This is a genomic window from Levilactobacillus lindianensis, from assembly GCF_003946095.1.
In the GTDB taxonomy this organism is placed as follows: domain Bacteria; phylum Bacillota; class Bacilli; order Lactobacillales; family Lactobacillaceae; genus Levilactobacillus; species Levilactobacillus lindianensis.
This window is the reverse complement of record NZ_RHOD01000033.1, coordinates 1-17,461: the sequence shown is the minus strand read 5'-3', so window position 1 is coordinate 17,461 and position 17,461 is coordinate 1. Positions and strand designations below refer to the sequence as shown.

At 44.3% G+C, this 17,461-nt stretch carries 12 protein-coding genes, 1 pseudogene and 1 CRISPR repeat array; of the genes and pseudogenes, 9 read left to right on the top strand and 4 right to left on the bottom strand.

All coding sequences use genetic code 11. The annotated features are described in order from the left end of the window. Positions 1-179 precede the first annotated feature (179 nt). Entirely contained in the window at positions 180-1,217 is a 1,038-nt protein-coding gene (locus EKM70_RS10135; protein WP_125547548.1) for a zinc-binding dehydrogenase, read from the top strand. A 16-nt stretch (positions 1,218-1,233) separates the two neighbouring features. Continuing rightward, the gene (locus EKM70_RS10130; RefSeq protein WP_125547546.1) at positions 1,234-1,800 is read left to right on the top strand and encodes a flavodoxin family protein; all 567 of its coding nucleotides are present in this window, start codon (positions 1,234-1,236) and stop codon (positions 1,798-1,800) included. A 303-nt stretch (positions 1,801-2,103) separates the two neighbouring features. Here EKM70_RS10130 and EKM70_RS10125 read toward each other — a convergent pair whose 3' ends face one another. Together EKM70_RS10125 and EKM70_RS10120 are read right to left on the bottom strand one after the other, a co-directional pair. Next, complete coding sequence (locus EKM70_RS10125) at positions 2,104-3,369, bottom strand: MFS transporter (protein ID WP_125547544.1); 1,266 nt, start codon at positions 3,367-3,369, stop codon at positions 2,104-2,106. Positions 3,370-3,533: 164 nt separating this feature from the next. Continuing rightward, positions 3,534-3,950 carry a MerR family transcriptional regulator gene (locus EKM70_RS10120; RefSeq protein WP_125547542.1) on the bottom strand — a complete coding sequence of 139 codons (417 nt, stop codon included), beginning with the start codon at positions 3,948-3,950 and terminating at the stop codon, positions 3,534-3,536. Between the two features lie 290 nt (positions 3,951-4,240). Between EKM70_RS10120 and EKM70_RS10115 the strand changes: the two genes are divergently transcribed. Together EKM70_RS10115 and EKM70_RS10110 are read left to right on the top strand one after the other, a co-directional pair. Then, entirely contained in the window at positions 4,241-5,317 is a 1,077-nt protein-coding gene (locus EKM70_RS10115; RefSeq protein ID WP_125547540.1) for an NCS2 family permease, read from the top strand. Between the two features lie 3 nt (positions 5,318-5,320). Further along, positions 5,321-5,872: a phosphoribosyltransferase family protein gene (locus tag EKM70_RS10110; RefSeq protein WP_125547538.1), complete on the top strand. Its 552-nt coding sequence runs from the start codon at positions 5,321-5,323 to the stop codon at positions 5,870-5,872. A 139-nt stretch (positions 5,873-6,011) separates the two neighbouring features. On the opposite strand, the gene EKM70_RS10105 is transcribed toward EKM70_RS10110, so the two are convergent. Further along, a complete protein-coding gene (locus tag EKM70_RS10105) occupies positions 6,012-7,664 on the bottom strand; it encodes a peptide ABC transporter substrate-binding protein (protein WP_125547536.1) in 1,653 nt (550 codons plus the stop codon). Positions 7,665-8,282: 618 nt separating this feature from the next. Between EKM70_RS10105 and cas9 the strand changes: the two genes are divergently transcribed. The 5 genes and pseudogenes from cas9 to EKM70_RS11665 form a co-directional block, all read left to right on the top strand. Beyond that, the gene (gene cas9, locus EKM70_RS10100) at positions 8,283-12,362 is read left to right on the top strand and encodes a type II CRISPR RNA-guided endonuclease Cas9 (protein ID WP_125547534.1); all 4,080 of its coding nucleotides are present in this window, start codon (positions 8,283-8,285) and stop codon (positions 12,360-12,362) included. A 268-nt stretch (positions 12,363-12,630) separates the two neighbouring features. Continuing rightward, positions 12,631-13,536, top strand: coding sequence for a type II CRISPR-associated endonuclease Cas1 (cas1, locus tag EKM70_RS10095; protein ID WP_125547532.1), 906 nt, complete (start codon positions 12,631-12,633; stop codon positions 13,534-13,536). After that, on the top strand, positions 13,514-13,819 hold the full coding sequence (cas2, locus tag EKM70_RS10090; protein ID WP_125547550.1) for a CRISPR-associated endonuclease Cas2: 306 nt from the start codon (positions 13,514-13,516) through the stop codon (positions 13,817-13,819). The genes cas1 and cas2 overlap by 23 nt, the downstream gene beginning before the upstream one ends. Next, positions 13,816-14,481, top strand: coding sequence for a type II-A CRISPR-associated protein Csn2 (gene csn2 / locus EKM70_RS10085; RefSeq protein WP_125547530.1), 666 nt, complete (start codon positions 13,816-13,818; stop codon positions 14,479-14,481). The genes cas2 and csn2 overlap by 4 nt, the downstream gene beginning before the upstream one ends. A 35-nt stretch (positions 14,482-14,516) precedes the next feature. After that, positions 14,517-16,664: a CRISPR direct-repeat array (repeat unit 36 nt; unit sequence GTTTTAGATTAGTAGCAATTCAATAGAGTCAAGAAC). Between the two features lie 418 nt (positions 16,665-17,082). Beyond that, positions 17,083-17,238: pseudogene (locus EKM70_RS11665) on the top strand (AEC family transporter); the annotation flags it as partial. A gap of 115 nt (positions 17,239-17,353) precedes the next feature. Here the strand turns inward: EKM70_RS11665 and EKM70_RS11660 are convergent. Beyond that, positions 17,354-17,455 (bottom strand): hypothetical protein, encoded by a 102-nt coding sequence (locus EKM70_RS11660; RefSeq protein WP_128211902.1) that lies wholly within the window; start codon positions 17,453-17,455, stop codon positions 17,354-17,356. Positions 17,456-17,461: the final 6 nt, after the last annotated feature.

The window sequence follows — 17,461 nt, the reverse complement described above, 5'->3', positions numbered from 1 at the left end:
GTGCTAGTGCGCCACGTTGAAAACGTGATAAAGTAGATGTACCCAAAGTAATCACTCCCTATATTGGTTGGAATTAGCTACTACCATTGTAAGTGATTGCTTTGGGCTTTTTAATTTCTGTTCGGATTAATTATAGAATTTGCCAGAGAAAAATAAAATTCGGAAGAAGGCTACTCATTATGAAGAAAGCACAATTTGCTAAAGTTGGTGAAATCAAAGTAATTGATACCCCAAAGCCACAAATAAAACAACCAGATGACGTAATTATTAAAGTTGTTCGAACTTGTGTCTGTGGCTCTGACCTCTGGTCTTTTCGTGGCTTAGACCAGAAGGAAGATCATTCTGAAAATAATGGTCACGAAGCAATTGGGATCGTTGAAGAGGTCGGTGAAGAGATCACGACTGTTAAGCCAGGTGATTTTGTAATTGCCCCTTGTGCACATGGCTGTGGCCATTGTGCGGCTTGCCTTGCCGGGTTTGATGGCTCTTGTCAAAACCATACGGATAACTTTAGTGTTGATTACCAAAGTGAATATATTCGTTATCAACATGGCCAATGGGCTTTGGTAAAGGTACCAGGACAACCAAGTGATTATAGCGAGGGAATGCTCAAATCTTTATTAGCTTTATCTGACGTTATGGCAACGGGCTACCATGCAGCACGGGTTGCTAATGTTTCTGCTGGAGATACAGTCGTTGTCATGGGTGATGGTGCCGTCGGTCTTTGCGCTATAATTGCTGCTAAATTACGGGGTGCCAAGAGAATTATTTCTACTAGTCGTCACGCAGACCGACAAGCACTGGTAAGCGAATTTGGTGCAACAGATAACGTCTCTGATCGAGGAGAGTATGCTGTTGAGCAAATTATGTCATTAACTAACGGCAGTGGTGCCGATTCAGTCCTTGAGTGCGTTGGGACTGATCAATCAATTAAAACAGCTATGCAAGTCGGCCGGCCAGGTGCCATCATTGGCCGAGTTGGCGTTCCACATACGCCTAAGATGGATATGACAGCGCCATTTTTCAAAAACACTATTCTTGCTGGTGGACCAGTTTCGGTCACAACTTACGATAAAAAGGTCTTATTAAAGGCTGTGCTTGATGGTAAGATCAATCCTGGAAAGGTTTTCACAAAGACATACAACTTAGCTGAAATTAACACAGCTTACCATGATATGGATGAGCGTAAAGTAGTAAAGGCATATATTAAGATGTAATTTGGAGGGTGTTATTTTGAAAAAAATCGTAATTTTAACGGGTAGTCCCCATCATCCAGGTACCTCAGAAAGCTTAGCCGATTCCTTCGAAAAAGGTGCTCGTGAAGCTGGTAATGAATTATACCGTTTTGATGCAGGTCGCCGTACTAGTGAGTTCTCACTTCTTCAATTACAGGAAACGCCTGGAACGGAAGAGGCTCTGGAACCAGACGATATTATTACTAAAGAGGTAATGCCCAAGCTTATTGAAGCAGACGTAGTTGTTTTAGTATCATCTCTGTACTATTACGGGATCAATGCTGCTCTCAAAGCTGTAATTGATCGTTTTTATGCCTATAATCACGACCTACATGGTAATAACGGTTATAAAGATTCTAGTCATGGTAATCATCAGGCAATTACTCTAATTTCTGGCTATGGTCAGGAAAGTGCCTTTCGGTCTCTAAAAGCCTACTTTGATCAATTACTTAATTATATGCGCTGGGATCGAATTGGTGACGTACTCGCTAGTGGCGCTTTAAATGGTGCCAAGCTTAAGAAGCATCAAGAAGAAGCATATCAACTTGGAAAGAGCATTCACTAAAACTAAATATCAAGTTGAAAGCTAATTGATATCTCCGTATTGTTATAGTTGATCATTCTAATAACCGCGTGATATAAATGAACTTTCAGCACAAAAAGCCTCAGCTATATGTAATAGTGAGAGGCTTTTTGTGTAGTCGACAAATTATTCGATTTCTTTCTAGTGCTTATTATAGTTATCGATTAACAGTAAAACATTATTTTTAGCATAGGTATTCTGTACATGGAATCTAGTTTGTCAATAGCTTAACTTAATGACATTGGGCAAAAGTCTCAAACCCTGTTTCGTTCCGAACATACATAGTCATACACTCTGCGATTCATTCTGTTGTTTAAGCTTAATTTGAAGCCGTTGATCGTAGCTACGGACAGTGGGCATGAGTCCCATCATTGCGCCACAAAGGAGAGCACCGACGCCACCAATGATGAAGAGCTTTTCGACGCCAATGCTGTCGGCGAGTGGCCCGGCAAAGATTAAGCCGAGTGGACCAGTGAGGCTCATGATTGAATTTAAAACACCGAGAACCCGGCCGAGCTCAGCGGGTGGGAAGGATTGTTGGATCATCGCCATCAAGAGGGTGTTAAAGAAGGGCCCCATGACGCCCGCCAGTGTGTTGAGCGCCACGAACCAGATGAAACCACGTTGGTTGCCAGGTAGAAAACCACCGGCGCCGAAGGCAAATCCCAGAACAATCGTGGACCAGATGATTGGTTTCATGCGATCCTGCCAGTTACCGAAGAGGCCGATGATGGTTCCACCGAGTAACATCCCGCCCGAAAAGACAACTTCGACGAGGCCGGCTTGGCCCACGGTTCCATGGAAGTAGCCCATGGTCATCAGGGGATAGAGACTGGCGGCCGGCATAAAGAACAGGGTGAAGAAGGCGCCCAGTAATGTGATGGCCCATAGGCCACGAGTGTTGTGGAGCCGGGACAGGCCAAATTTGGCATCACTGAGAACGCGAACGGGGTCGTCAATGACTGGGTGCTCGGGAATCCGAACGGCCCAGAGGATGCTGATCCCGATGATGGCGCCAATCACGTCCAATAGAATCAGGTAGTTAATGGGAATGATGGCAAACAGGAAGGCCCCTAAGGCCGGGGCGATAATCATGTTGGCCGATTGAACCATGCCCAACTGACCATTGAGCTTAGTCAGCTGATCCGCTGGAATCATGGTAGGCATGATTGCTTGAACCGTCGGCATCTGGAAGGTCTGGGCGACTGCCCGGACGAACAGGGAGACGAAGACTAGCCACAGCGGAAAGTGACTCTGAATAGTTCCGGAGATGGAAAGGACAATGGCAAAGACGGCGGCGACGACGTCCGGCACAATCAGCAGAAGCTTCTTATTGAGCCGATCGACGAAGGGGCCAACGAAGGGACTGAGCACCACCATGGGAATCATGCCCAGTAGGGTAGCGAAGCTCAGGACCGTTGCTGATCCGGTTTGCTTAGTGAGGTACCAGATAATGGCGTATTGCACCACCATGCTAGTGATGCCGGAGAGAAACTGACTGGTTAGAAACAGGTAGATGTTGCGCCGCCAATGCGGCAGTGTGGCTGTCATCCTAACCCCCCCTTAATAAATAATTTGTCGGATGATTCATATTAGCATTCTAGTTAAGGGGGATCAAGATACAGTGGTTGTTTCTTTTAGCACACGTTTCAGCTATCTAAATTTGGCAATACAAAAGGCCTGGTATTAGCCCAGGCCCGTCATGTAGTTGTGGATTATTTGCCAACGGCTTCTGTTCGCAGGTTGGATGGCACGAAGCTATCGGGTTCGTTATTTTCGAGGATGCTGGCATAGTGTGCCACCTTGTAATTAATCGTGGCCAAATGTTTCTTCAAATCGGCAATTTCAGCCAGCGTCTGTTCCTGTTGCGCGCACATCATGGCGTAACGTTCGTTGACCGTGTCGTCACCTTCTTGAATCAGGTCCTGGTAGTGCTTGATGCTCTTTACGGACATGCCTGTCTCACGGAGGCAGACGATCATATTTAACCACTCGAGGTCGGTGTCATGGAAGACACGGTTATTGTTAGCGTCGCGCTGGACGAACGGTAACATGCCGTGATCGTTGTAGTAACGGATGCTATAAGTAGAGATGCCAAGCTTTTCGGCAACTTCGTGGATGGTATAAGTCAAGTTGAGATCCTCCTTAAACGCGAGCCTTCGTCTAACACGAAGGTAAGTAGTCCCAGCATACGGTAAATTCGCTGTTACCGCAAGGATTTGGTCCCTATTCAAGGGATATTGTGGGACCTGAACGAATTGGCGTTGGGAAGATTCGGCGTTTTAAATACCTGCGAATTTAATAAGCGAAATTATATCGAATGTTCGTCTAATCTGTAATAATTATGGACTGCGGTGTCAATATCCCGTATGATATTGGGTGAAAGACGAATATAAAGACAATTGAAGTGGGGGACAAGTCTATGCATTGGCTAGCCGACCTGTTAGCAGCCATCGGAGTGGTATTAAACGGCATTCCACAAGGAATCATGGCGATGTCGTTAGGATTTGCTATTTTTCCAACTATGTTTTCATTTCTATTCGCATCCGCGGTCAACGGGGCCTTTGGGGCTGTCGCGCCGCTCTCGTTTCAAGCAGAGTCGTTAGCCTTAACCGGTAGCCTCGGGCGCGATTTGCGCGAACGAACGTCCATCATCCTGGGAGGATCGATCGTGATGCTTCTGATCGGGGTGACGGGGACGCTGACCAAGATCGTCGACGTCCTTGGTAACGGGATCATGGCAGGGATGATGGCCGGGGTGGGTCTGATGCTCGCCAAGATTGCCTTGGGCATGGCCAAGAAGGAACGCCTCACGGGCTGGGTTTCCGTCGGATTAGCGGCCGCCACCTACCTGATTAGTAAGGACCTGGTGTGGACGATCGTGATTTCTGTAGTCGGGTCCAGCCTAGCCGCCGTCTTCATCGAACATTATCGAGCAGAATTGCCGGAACATGTCACCGCACGGCGGTTTGTCTTCACGAAGCCCACGGTGAATGTGCGCGTGGTTCGGGGAGCATTGAGCCTGGCGTGTTTAAACGTTGGTGCCAATATCTCTTACGGGTTGATTACCGGTCAGATGACGGGAATTAAACCGAATCCAGTAAACCTGAACCTGTTGACGATTACCCAGTCCGTTGCGGACATGGGGACGAGTCTTTTGGGTGGCGCTCCGGTGGAAGCCATTATTTCAGCGACCGGGAGTGCTCCGGAACCGGTCGTGGCGGGGATCATGATGATGCTCATCATGGCCGCCATCCTGGCATTGGGCTGGTTGCCTAAACTGGGAAAGTACGTGCCAAGTGCCTCTATCGCCGGGTTCCTGTTCATTCTGGGAACTGTCGTGATCTTCCCGGTTAATGCGACTACCGCCTTGCAAGGACCAACGGGAACCATCGCGGCCATTACCTTGGTGATTACCGCGGTTGCCGATCCGTTTGCGGGTCTATTGACGGGTGCCGCCTTAAAATTTATTTTGCCACTTTTGGGACTGGGGGTTTAAATCATGCAAAAGTATTTTGAACTACAGGTCGGGCCACTGACACGGCAACTGCCAATCATGCCGATCAGTGACACGTTAGCGATTGCCTCGTTCGTCTTATTAGGCGATGCCGAACTCACCGACTATGCCGCGAGCGAGCTGGCTAAACGGGTACCCATGGATTTCGACTACCTAGTAACTCTGGAGAGTAAAGGTATTCCGCTAGCTCAGGAACTCAGTCGTCGTACCAACCATGCCCAGTACGTGGTGTTGCGCAAGAGCGTCAAGGACTACATGCGTGCCCCACAAACGGTGCCGGTGTCGGCCATCACGACCAGTGCGCCGCAGCAACTGGTCCTCGACGGAACGGATGCCGATCGCTTGGTTGCCAAGAAGGTGGTCATCGTGGACGACGTGATCAGTAGTGGCGGCTCACTTCAGGCTGCCAAGACGCTGGTCGAACGTGCCGGTGCGACCGTTGTCAGCCAGGTTGCTATTTTGGCGGAGGGGGATGCGGTCGACCGAACCGACATTCACTATTTGGCGGAATTACCGCTATTTCCGATTACCGATTAAGACCGCAATCCCCCGGCTTGTTTGACAGGTTGGGGGATTGTTATTAACTAAAAATGAGGCCGTGCGCAGTAGCACGGCCCCATCATTTTTGAAGTTGTTGAACAAGTTTCTTCTATATAAGTACAGTTACTGCCAGGACTTACTTGGCAATGTAGGTTGTCTTGAAGTCATAAGGCACACCAGCGGGGTTGTAGTTGATGTTCTTGACGTTCTTCCGCAGGAGTTGTGACTTGGCGCCTTGGTACAGGGGAATCGTCCCTTGGTCGTTCATCAGAACCTTTTCCGCTTGAACTAATTCGGCCCAGCGTTTGTTGGGTTGGTTGCCGTCGCGGTCTTCGGCGTGATCCAGGAGTTGGTCGAACTGTTTATTCTTCCAGCCGGTGGTGTTAAACGTTGAGTCGGATTCGAAGACTTCCAAGAAGTTGATAGGGTCGGCGAAGACGGACTGCCAACCGCTCATGGTGAGGTCGTAGTCTCCGTTGTCCTGTTGGGTCATCAGCTGAACGTAAGGAACCGTCTTGATATTAATCTTGACGTTTGGCAGCTTCTGAAGGGAACTCTGGAGGAATTCGGCAGTCTGCTTGGAGGAGTCCGTGTCGGAAACCGACAGGGTCACGTCTAGCGACTTGTCCTTGGTCTGCTTGAGACCCTTGGCCAGCAGTTTTTTAGCTTGCGCGAGATCGTAGCTCGTGGCGCTGGAAACGACTGCCTCCTGGTTGAATGCCTGACCGGTCTTAGGGTTGTTACCCATGCCGGATGGCACGAAGCCATTCGAGGCGACGGAGCCGTCTTGTAGGACGTTCTTGACCAGGTCCTGTCGGTTGATGGCCAGAGAGAAGGCCCGCCGTACGTCGAGATTCTTGAAGGCTGGGACTTTCTTAGTGTTCAGATCCAGGCGTTGCGTGCCGGATGGCAGGCGCTTGACGAAGTTCTCGTTGTTCAAATTATTCTTGACCTGTTGGCCACTGAGCAGGGTCTCGTCGGTCTTCTGGGCGTTGAAGAGGTTGTAGCTGGTTGTGGGACTCTTGGTGACCACCTCGTTAATTTTGGTGAGGTGAACGTGAGCTTTATCCCAGTAGGTCGGGTTCTTGGCCAGTGTCCAGGTGCCGGACGTGCCGCTCCATTTGGTCAGGCGGTAAGGCCCATCGGAAACGATGGTGTCAGAGCTGGTCCCGTATCGTTTGCCGTACTTGTTCACGGCGTTTTGATTAATCGGGTAGAAGAGTGGCCAGGCGAGGAGTTTCTTGAAATACGAGACGGGGCGTGTCAACGAGACGGTCAGTTTGTATTTGCCGGTAGCCTTGATCCCCAGGTTACTTAAGGGTTGCTTGCCCTGGTTGATGGCTTCGGCGTTCTTCACGGGGAAGAGGTAGAAGGCATCTTGCGAGGCAGTCTTAGGATCAACCGTTCTTTGCCAGGAATAGACGAAGTCTTTGGCCGTCAGAGGGTCGCCATTACTCCACTTCACGCCGTGGCGAAGGTTAAAGGTGTAAGTCTTGCCACCGTCGGTTAACTTGGTTGCGGTGGCTAAGGCGTTGGCTGGCGTCCCCTTGCTGTTGAGGCGGTAGAGACCTTCCTGGGTATTCTGTAAAACAGTAAAGCTTAACGTGTCTGTGGCCTTGGAAAGGTCGGCGGAGGCCAGGTCCGAGGACTCGGTCCAGTTCAAGACTTGATTGGCGGCGTACTGGCCACTGTGGCCGGCGGCAGTGGATTGGTTACCGCATCCCGCGAGGGTGACAAGACTGAGTGCTGATAGGGTTAAAATCGTGTAAATTGCGTGTTTTTGGTGCATTCCCAACATCTCCTCTGAAGTATAAAAAAATCGTCCTTATGCTTAAACATAAGGACGATTTACTCGCGGTACCACCTTGATTTACACTGGACTCACGCCCAGTGCCTCCGTAACTTCTGTTGCCAAAAGTCGGAAGCGGTAACGTGCTTCAATCCGGGTAGGCAGCTTGCACCGACTACTAGCAACCAGGCTCATCTTCGTTATACCGTTGTAAGCCACCTTTTCAGCTACCGGTGGTCTCTGCGTCTTAGCGGGTACGACTACTCTTCCTGGTAATGCGTTCCTGTATATTTCTAACTTGGCTCTAATAATAGTCGCGCGATTTCGGTTTGTCAACCAGAATTTTTAAAAAGTTAAACCGCGGTGTGACGGGGATTGTGGGCATATAGTAGAATGATTGGTGGGAAACTTGGTTATACGTCTAATGAATAATCGGGTACGACTATTTAGAATTTTAAGATGAGTATTTATGCAAGAAACAATAATAACAGCAGTAATAATTCTGTCAAGACATGATTAGGACATTGAAGATTTTCTAGACACATTGATGAAACCGGCTTAAACTTAGAATGTTACGCAAGCTTTGATGATAATTACATAAATGGAGGCGCTATCATCATGACTGATGACGACTACGCAATTGGTTTAGATATGGGGACTGCCACCCTGGGATGGGTGTCGACCAAATTAAATGGAAAAGTTGAACGGCTGAAGGGACAGACGGCTATGGGAACGCGTCTGTTTGAAGAGGGACAAACTGCCGAAGAACGGCGAATGGCTCGGACCACACGGCGACGTCTAAAGCGGCGAAAATGGCGGTTACGACTGTTGCGAGAGATTTTTGATGAACCTATGGCAAAAGTTGATCCTAATTTTTTTGCCCGCTTGAAAGATTCTAATCTCTCATCTCAGGATGAAAGATTTCAAGCAACGTATCAGTTATTCAACGACCGAACAGATGCTGATTTTTACGAGAAATATCCAACTATTTATCACCTACGTTGGGCATTGATGACGCAACATCGTCAATTTGATCTGCGCGAGATTTATTTAGCTATGCATCATATTGTCAAATATCGAGGGAACTTCTTACGATCTGGAGAGCCCGCTGCATTTAAACCGGGAGAGCTTGAGTTTGGCAAATTATTTACCGCCATTAACGAACTATGGGTGACAATCTTTGATGAAGCTGTACCTCAGTTACCAACAGGTGATCTCAATGATATTGCTAAAGTTATTTTAGATACGGATCGTGGGCGCCAAGATCGACAACGTGAGCTTTTGAAGCTTTTAATGGCAAAAGAAGAGGCATCCAAGAGCTGGAAGCCGTATTTTGCTGAGTTTTCTAAAGCAATTATGGGGCTAAAGGCAAAAATTTATTTATTGACTGGAAACGAAGTAGATAAGGCTGACCAAAAATCATGGACGTTTAGTCTAGCGGATATTGAGGACCACCAGGCGGAGCTGGAGACGGCTTTTGATGATGCTAGTCAGGAATTAGTTGAAGAGCTAGTTAATTTGCAAGCGGCGATTCAACTGACTGAGATTATGCCAGGTGGTCAATATTTCTCACAGAGTATGGTCCAGAATTATGAAAATCATGCGGCTCATTTAAAGATGCTGAAAACTTATGCGGATGAGCAAACTGATCCTAAGGATAAGCGGGCAATTCGATTAGCCTATGATCATTATATTGATGGAGATGCCAAGGGTAAGGCTGAGACGGCAATGGATTTTTATAAGGAATTAAACAAAATCCTGAAAAAAGATGCAGACAATCCGCTGGTAGCTAAGATGATGCATGAAATCAATTTGGAAAGGTTCATGCCGAAACAGCGGACAAAAGAAAATGGCGTTATCCCATATCAAATTCATCAGCAAGAGTTAGACATGATTATTCAAAACCAGCAAGCCTATTATCCATTTCTAGGAGAGGTTAATCCTGTTGAGGCCAATCGACATGCACAACCATTTAAATTGGATGAGCTGGTTCATTTCCGAATCCCTTACTATGTCGGACCGCTGGTTACTGCCGAACAGCAAGCCAAGAATGCCGCTGGGCAATTTGCTTGGATGGTTCGTAAACCAGGACAAAATGGTGAAATTACACCGTGGAATTTTGAAAGCAAAGTAGATGTAGATGCTTCTGCATCAGCATTTATTGAACGAATGAAGACGACGGATACTTACCTGATTGGTGAGGATGTTTTACCGCTACAAAGCTTGTTGTATCAGAAGTTTATGGTGCTGAACGAATTAAATAATGTGCGCATTAATGAAACGTTATTAACAAGAAATCAGAAGCAACAGATATACAAAAATCTTTTCAAAACTTACGGAACCGTATCAATTAAAAGGTTACAAGATTATTTGGTTAACCATAATGATGTTGAAAAGGTTCCCAAGATTGAAGGTGTAGCCGATCCCAAACACTTTAACAGTTCGCTTAGTACTTATCATGACTTTCAGAAACTATTACCAAATGATATTGATCGGGATGACCGACAAGTCGATATTGAACGGATGATTGATTGGTCAACTGTTTTTGAAGATCGACATATCTTCCAGCGAAAGCTTCAAGGGATTACTTGGTTGACGCCAATACAGCGTAAGCGAATTAGCCAATTGCGTTACCGCGGTTGGGGGCGGTTGTCTGCTAAACTTTTGACAGAAATTCAGGATCAGCAAGGCCTGAGTATTATGGATCAGCTTTGGCGAACTCAGCATAACTTCATGCAAATCGTTCATGAACCAGACTATGCATCAGCTGTGGAAAAACACAACGCAGTGGGAATGAACGCACAGAGTGTTGGAGATGTTATCAATGAGATGTACACCTCACCACAAAATAAAAAGGCTATCCGACAGGTACTAGCAGTTGTTAAGGACATTCAGAATGCTCATCATGGACGGGCACCACGATATATTTGTATCGAAGCAGCGCGTGGGGCGGAGCTTAATCCACAACGTTCAGTTCAGCGGAGTCGACAACTTCAAGACTTGTACGCAGATCGGGCTAAGTCCGTCGTTGATGAAGCAATTGTGCAAGAGTTGAAAGACCAGGTTGCTAACAAGAGTCGATTTACGGATCGACTTATGTTGTACTTCCTTCAGAATGGACGGGATATGTATACTGGAGAGAAGCTGAGTATTGATCAGCTTTCCAACTATGATATTGACCACATCTTGCCACAAGCCTTGATTAAAGATGATTCCCTTGATAACCGAGTCTTAGTAAAGCAGAAGATCAATCGGAATAAGAGCGATAAATTTGCTTCAGAGGAATTTGGAACGAAGATGAATCGTACTTGGAATCTTTGGCATTCGATGGGTTTAATTAGTGCACGCAAGCTGAGGCATTTGACAATGCGTCCAAATGAGATTGATAAGTATGCGATTGGGTTTATCAATCGTCAGTTAGTTGAAACCCGCCAGGTTATTAAGCTCGTGACGGAAGTCTTGAGTAGCCAATATGATCCTAAAGTGACGTCAATTGTTTCAGTCAAGGCTGGTTTGTCACATCAATTACGACGAGAACTAAATGTACCTAAACTACGTGATCTTAATGATTATCATCATGCTTTGGATGCATACTTGGCGGCACGAATTGGTCTTTATTTGTTACAACGGTACCCTGGTCTAAAACGGTTCTTCGTCTATGGCAAGTATCAAAACAGTCGTGTTGATTTGCAGCGTTTTAACTTCATTCGCGATCTGATCAGAGGGGAGAAAGCGGTTATTGCCAGTCCTGAGACTGGTGAAATCATCTGGGATCGCGATGCTGATGTATCTTACTTGAAGCACCTCGCAGGGTTAAAACACCTGTTGGTAACGCATGAAGTAGTGGAAAATCATGGGGCAATGTTCGCTCAGACCATTTTCAAAGCCAAGGATGATAAAAAAATTGGTGGGACTAAGGAACTGATTGCTACCAAGAAAGACCGACCTTCAGAGGTTTACGGTGGCTATACTAAACGGAAGAACGCTTATCTGGCTTTAATTAGGGTTCACATGACAAAGGGTGACTCCTACTGGGTTGTGGGTGTGCCAACACTAGCAGTCGTTTCTCTTAAGCAGGCACGCACTGTGAGTGTAGCCAGTGAACGAGAATTGTTAAAAAAGGTGTTATGGCACGACGTCCATAGTTCAAGAGTTAAGGACTTCGATATTGTGTTGGAACATTTATACTTTAACCAACTCGTCCGAGATGAAAAAGCGGGTAAGCAACATTACTTTGGCTTAGGACCAGGTGGCTACTATCGCAATTTCCAACAATTATTCCTGCCAATTTCAGACCAACAAGCTTTACTTGCACGGGATTTAGATAATGATCGGTTGATCGAAGTTTTTGATCATATCTGTGAGCAGGTTAAAGAATACTTTGGCCTGTACGATATGAATCGATTCCGTAAAAGTTTGCTGGGTTCTCGCGATAAATTTATCGCACTTCCAGTTGATGATATTGTCGTAGATCGGAAGGTCACGCAGCTTGGGAAAAAGTCGGTATTATTGCAAATTATGATGGGATTGCATGCAAATCCTAGTTTCGGGGATTTGAAAAAAAGTTTAGGTATTAAAACACCATTTGGAATGCTACAAACTAAACATTTTGAACTAACAGGTGGTGCAGAACTCATCGATGAGTCTCCGACAGGACTGTTTAAACGCGTTAGAAAAGTTTCTGAATTAGAATATTGATGTAATAATTAACTGGTGCAAAGAGCAACCATAATCATGGCTGCCCTTTGCTTTTATTTTGTCTGCATGACATAATAAAAAAGGACACCACATAAATAATGTAGTGTCCACTATGTATGGCCCGATAACGAGCTCAAAAAGTAAAACTTAGTGGTCGAAGCCACCTTGTTTGATTTTAACACTTAGTAGCAATTCAATAGGGTCAAGTGTGTCTACTCGACAAGACCAGAATACCATGAGATGTTTTTTAAATCAAGGAGGAGTCTTTATGGGATGGCGCACGATTCTTGTCAGTCGACATGCTAAAATATCGCTGACAATGGGAAACTTAGTGATTCAAACGGATACTGACCGATATCATACACCGGTTCGAGATATTAGCGTGTTGTTGATTCAAACAGTTCAAGCTGTGATTACGACTGCTGCAGTCGCGGCTCTTTCGGAGGCTCAAGCCAAAATAATTTTTACTGGACGAGATGGTCAACCCATTGCTGAAACCAGTAACTGTTATCCGAACGCGCGGACAGCAGCGCTAGTTACAGAGCAAGTTAATTGGGAACGGTCACGGGTGGAAAATCTGTGGACTCGAATCGTTGCCAGCAAAATACATAATCAAATTAGAGTCGTTAGTTATTTAGGACACGATCCCAGTCGAATGGTTGATGAGGTTAGTCAACTAGAATTAAATGATGAAACTAATCGCGAAGCAGTTGTGGCCAGACAATATTTTCCAGAATTATTCGGAGATGATTTTTCACGTTCGGACTTAGTCCCCGTGAATGCGGCATTGGATTACGGTTATGCCATTCTATTGTCAATGGTTGATCGAGCAATCGTTTCACGAGGCTATCTAACATGTTTTGGTATTCATCATATTAGTGCCGAGAATGCTTTTAATTTAGGCTCAGATTTTATGGAACCCTTCCGACCAATCATTGACTACTGGGTGGCGCAACAGAAGATACAAGACTTGACACCGGACATTAAGTTTGGACTGGCACGATTATTAGAAGTACCAATGATTTTCAATGGTAAACAAGAGATATTAAGTAATGCTGTTGATAAGTATGTCGCGGTTTGCTTACATTTTTTGAGTGGAGATACAGACCAAATTAGAATTGAGGTGGAGGTGCCGCATGCGGTATCGAGTGATGCGATTAATGATTATGTTTGATCTTCCAATGATTACCAGTGAAGATCGCCGAAACTACCGACATTTTCGGAAGACATTGATTTCTGAAGGCTTCTTCATGATGCAATATTCTGTATATGTCCGGGTTTGCCCCAATAAAGGGAATGCGAGATCTATTGAGCAACGGATCGCCGCAGTTACACCGCCGGCTGGGTTGGTACAGTCAGTTATGCTCACTGAGAAGCAATATCAGGCAATGCACTTTATTGCGGGAGAACCTAGTCGAGACCTGTTGAATTCGGCGGAAAGGACTGTCATGATATGAATTTAACTTATTACAGTTTTCCGCCTTTTCAGATTAAACCAGGTTGTGTAACGGTGATGGATACGGGATCGCCTAAGTTTTATCAAGACGTTGTGGTGGGATTGAAGAATCAAGATGATACGATTCATTTGAGTGATGATAACTTTACCACAATACCACTGAAGACAGGTGCTCAGTGGTATGGGGATCCATTATTAACGGTGGATTTGAATCACTTATTTCAACATAAACTGCAACTACAACTAAAAAAAGTTTTAGCTGATGAACAGGTTGTCAGTTTGTCAGATGAACTTCGTCAATTGCTAGTACGCATTTTAGAGGGAAGTTATTTGATGAATGTGCCGTTGGAATTACCGACATCACCAGACCTGACAAGACTGATTAAATTCAGTGGGATTCAGTTAGCACCAGCAGTTCAACAAGACCCCTATGGTATAATAGAGACATTAATTAGAGTACAAATAGAACTGGATAATCAGCGAATGATTGTGTTAACCAATGTCAGCCACTACCTCAGTGTCAACCAGCTGCAATCACTGGCGAGGTTAGTAGCCACAACTGAATTGCCTATTCTTCTAATTGAATTTTCATCATCACGACGAAACGAAGTGTTTCAGGAATGTGATTACCACTATATCGACAGTGACTTTGTTCTGTGGTGATAATCCTTCGATGAGAGTGTGATGTGAATATGACGGTTTTAGATTAGTAGCAATTCAATAGAGTCAAGAACTTTTCAACGATAGTAACTGGTTCAGTATCAGTTTTAGATTAGTAGCAATTCAATAGAGTCAAGAACTTATCCAAGACGTTTGTATCTTTCAAATCGGTTTTAGATTAGTAGCAATTCAATAGAGTCAAGAACAACCTGTATAATGCTGTTTCAGCAGCACTCGTTTTAGATTAGTAGCAATTCAATAGAGTCAAGAACGCGACGATCCGGATAAGTGGTCGAAGGATGGTTTTAGATTAGTAGCAATTCAATAGAGTCAAGAACTAGACCGTGATCATTACTTGTGTGCTTACTGTTTTAGATTAGTAGCAATTCAATAGAGTCAAGAACTAATTACTCGCGATATTCGGATAACCATGAGTTTTAGATTAGTAGCAATTCAATAGAGTCAAGAACCTGTCCAATCGGGCCGCGGCCTCAATAATCGTTTTAGATTAGTAGCAATTCAATAGAGTCAAGAACAAAACATTCATGCTATGATAGTGAATAATCGTTTTAGATTAGTAGCAATTCAATAGAGTCAAGAACGGTACGTTTGATTGGAGGATATTATGACCAGTTTTAGATTAGTAGCAATTCAATAGAGTCAAGAACTAACCGATCTCGTTTGCTACAAGGCAAGTTGTTTTAGATTAGTAGCAATTCAATAGAGTCAAGAACCGTCCCATCTGCGTTTCTGGTGTTCTTTAGGTTTTAGATTAGTAGCAATTCAATGGAGTCAAGAACTTGCTATTCAAGACGGTGTGGATGACTTCGGTTTTAGATTAGTAGCAATTCAATAGAGTCAAGAACCATCGAGACGCCGAAGTAGGTAGCTACCTTGTTTTAGATTAGTAGCAATTCAATAGAGTCAAGAACAAACAAGAGAAGAAACAACCAAGTTTATTTGTTTTAGATTAGTAGCAATTCAATAGAGTCAAGAACCCAACGAAAACGATATGCCTCTAAAACGCGGTTTTAGATTAGTAGCAATTCAATAGAGTCAAGAACACAGCTTCATTTTTCAATTGCAACCATTGGGTTTTAGATTAGTAGCAATTCAATAGAGTCAAGAACTTGTAGTGCTCATACAGTCTTTTATCCATAGTTTTAGATTAGTAGCAATTCAATAGAGTCAAGAACTTTCCACCCGATGATCCGATCTGGAAGTCGGTTTTAGATTAGTAGCAATTCAATAGAGTCAAGAACCCTGTTCGCGACCCAGTTCGATATAAGTCAGTTTTAGATTAGTAGCAATTCAATAGAGTCAAGAACCTAGTATCGAACCTTCAGTCTTGATTTCCAGTTTTAGATTAGTAGCAATTCAATAGAGTCAAGAACAAAACCAATAGAGTGGTAGTCCTGAACGCTGTTTTAGATTAGTAGCAATTCAATAGAGTCAAGAACATGCATAGCTTTCAGACTATCATGGGCATTGTTTTAGATTAGTAGCAATTCAATAGAGTCAAGAACCTGAACCGGAGTATGCTGGGGTTTCGGTCAGTTTTAGATTAGTAGCAATTCAATAGAGTCAAGAACGTTGACTTGGGCCAGTAAGACCCCTGAAGCGTTTTAGATTAGTAGCAATTCAATAGAGTCAAGAACCACCAGTCACTGGCTTGACCTTTCATCTTCGTTTTAGATTAGTAGCAATTCAATAGAGTCAAGAACCCAAGTTTCTTGAACCACTTAACGACTCCGGTTTTAGATTAGTAGCAATTCAATAGAGTCAAGAACGGGCGCCTACTTGTTACATACGCAAGTGCAGTTTTAGATTAGTAGCAATTCAATAGAGTCAAGAACCCATTCATTAGATCCCTTACTTCACTGAAGGTTTTAGATTAGTAGCAATTCAATAGAGTCAAGAACTATTTAAGAATAAGAACCACACCAGCCTTTGTTTTAGATTAGTAGCAATTCAATAGAGTCAAGAACTCGCAATCGGCAATAGAATTGGTGGTGTTGGTTTTAGATTAGTAGCAATTCAATAGAGTCAAGAACCTTGTACTTTGTCTAAATCATTCCGTACCAGTTTTAGATTAGTAGCAATTCAATAGAGTCAAGAACACTTGGCTTCAAATAAATATCAGTAACGTGGTTTTAGATTAGTAGCAATTCAATAGAGTCAAGAACGGGGGGCGTACTGCCTTTTTTCACTAAGTTTTAGATTAGTAGCAATTCAATAGCAATAGAGTCAAGAGCTATAGTACCCTCCAGTAGCTGGATGTGATGAGTTTTAGATTAGTAACAATTCAATAGAGTCAAAATTATCTTGTGATGTTATGTGCTTACGACAGATGCTTTAGGAAGTGAAGGTTCGGCAATTCGTGAATGATACTTGTTACTTTGACTTAACGAGTGCGTTCGAACTAGCACTAGCTACACAATAATAGTCGTGATCGTATCCCGTCAACTGACGGGATTTTTAGATCCAGTAAGTTTATCCCACATTCCAATAATTCACCTTCCTTACGAGCTGTCAAAACCGCGTAATGCCGCGAAAACGGGTACTATAGACACAGTACCAATTCTATCAATAGGGGGCATTATTATGGGAGTCATGAAAGCCGTTACGACGACCTTTACCAACGCTGCAATTATCAGTTCGATTACCTCAACGGTATTCATTATCCTGTTAGGGTTTTACCTGCGACGCAGAGGGACCTTCGGGGAAAACTTTGGGAAAGTGTTAACAAAGGTTGGATTGAAGTCAATATTTGAGACAGATTTTAAGAGACATTCAGAACCGCGTTTACCTTCCACAGCTCAAATAAATCATTAATCGCGATTAATAACTTATTTGAACCCTGGAAAGCATTAAATCAGGCGGCCATTTGGCTCGTAAGTGTTGCAATTTCAACTTGTAAGGGGGTCTGGTAGCCCAGTGAACTATGAATTCTCTTCCTATTGTAGAAAGCATGCACATATTC

Bases quoted from the DNA above. Each gene is read 5' to 3' on its own strand.
- EKM70_RS10115 (WP_125547540.1), top strand. From the start codon at position 4,241: ATGCATTGGCTAGCCGACCTGTTAGCAGCCATCGGAGTGGTATTAAAC.
- EKM70_RS10105 (WP_125547536.1), bottom strand. From the start codon at position 7,664: ATGCACCAAAAACACGCAATTTACACGATTTTAACCCTATCAGCACTC.
- EKM70_RS10135 (WP_125547548.1), top strand. From the start codon at position 180: ATGAAGAAAGCACAATTTGCTAAAGTTGGTGAAATCAAAGTAATTGAT.
- EKM70_RS10125 (WP_125547544.1), bottom strand. From the start codon at position 3,369: ATGACAGCCACACTGCCGCATTGGCGGCGCAACATCTACCTGTTTCTA.
- cas2 (WP_125547550.1), top strand. From the start codon at position 13,514: ATGCGATTAATGATTATGTTTGATCTTCCAATGATTACCAGTGAAGAT.
- csn2 (WP_125547530.1), top strand. From the start codon at position 13,816: ATGAATTTAACTTATTACAGTTTTCCGCCTTTTCAGATTAAACCAGGT.
- cas9 (WP_125547534.1), top strand. From the start codon at position 8,283: ATGACTGATGACGACTACGCAATTGGTTTAGATATGGGGACTGCCACC.
- cas1 (WP_125547532.1), top strand. From the start codon at position 12,631: ATGGGATGGCGCACGATTCTTGTCAGTCGACATGCTAAAATATCGCTG.
- EKM70_RS10110 (WP_125547538.1), top strand. From the start codon at position 5,321: ATGCAAAAGTATTTTGAACTACAGGTCGGGCCACTGACACGGCAACTG.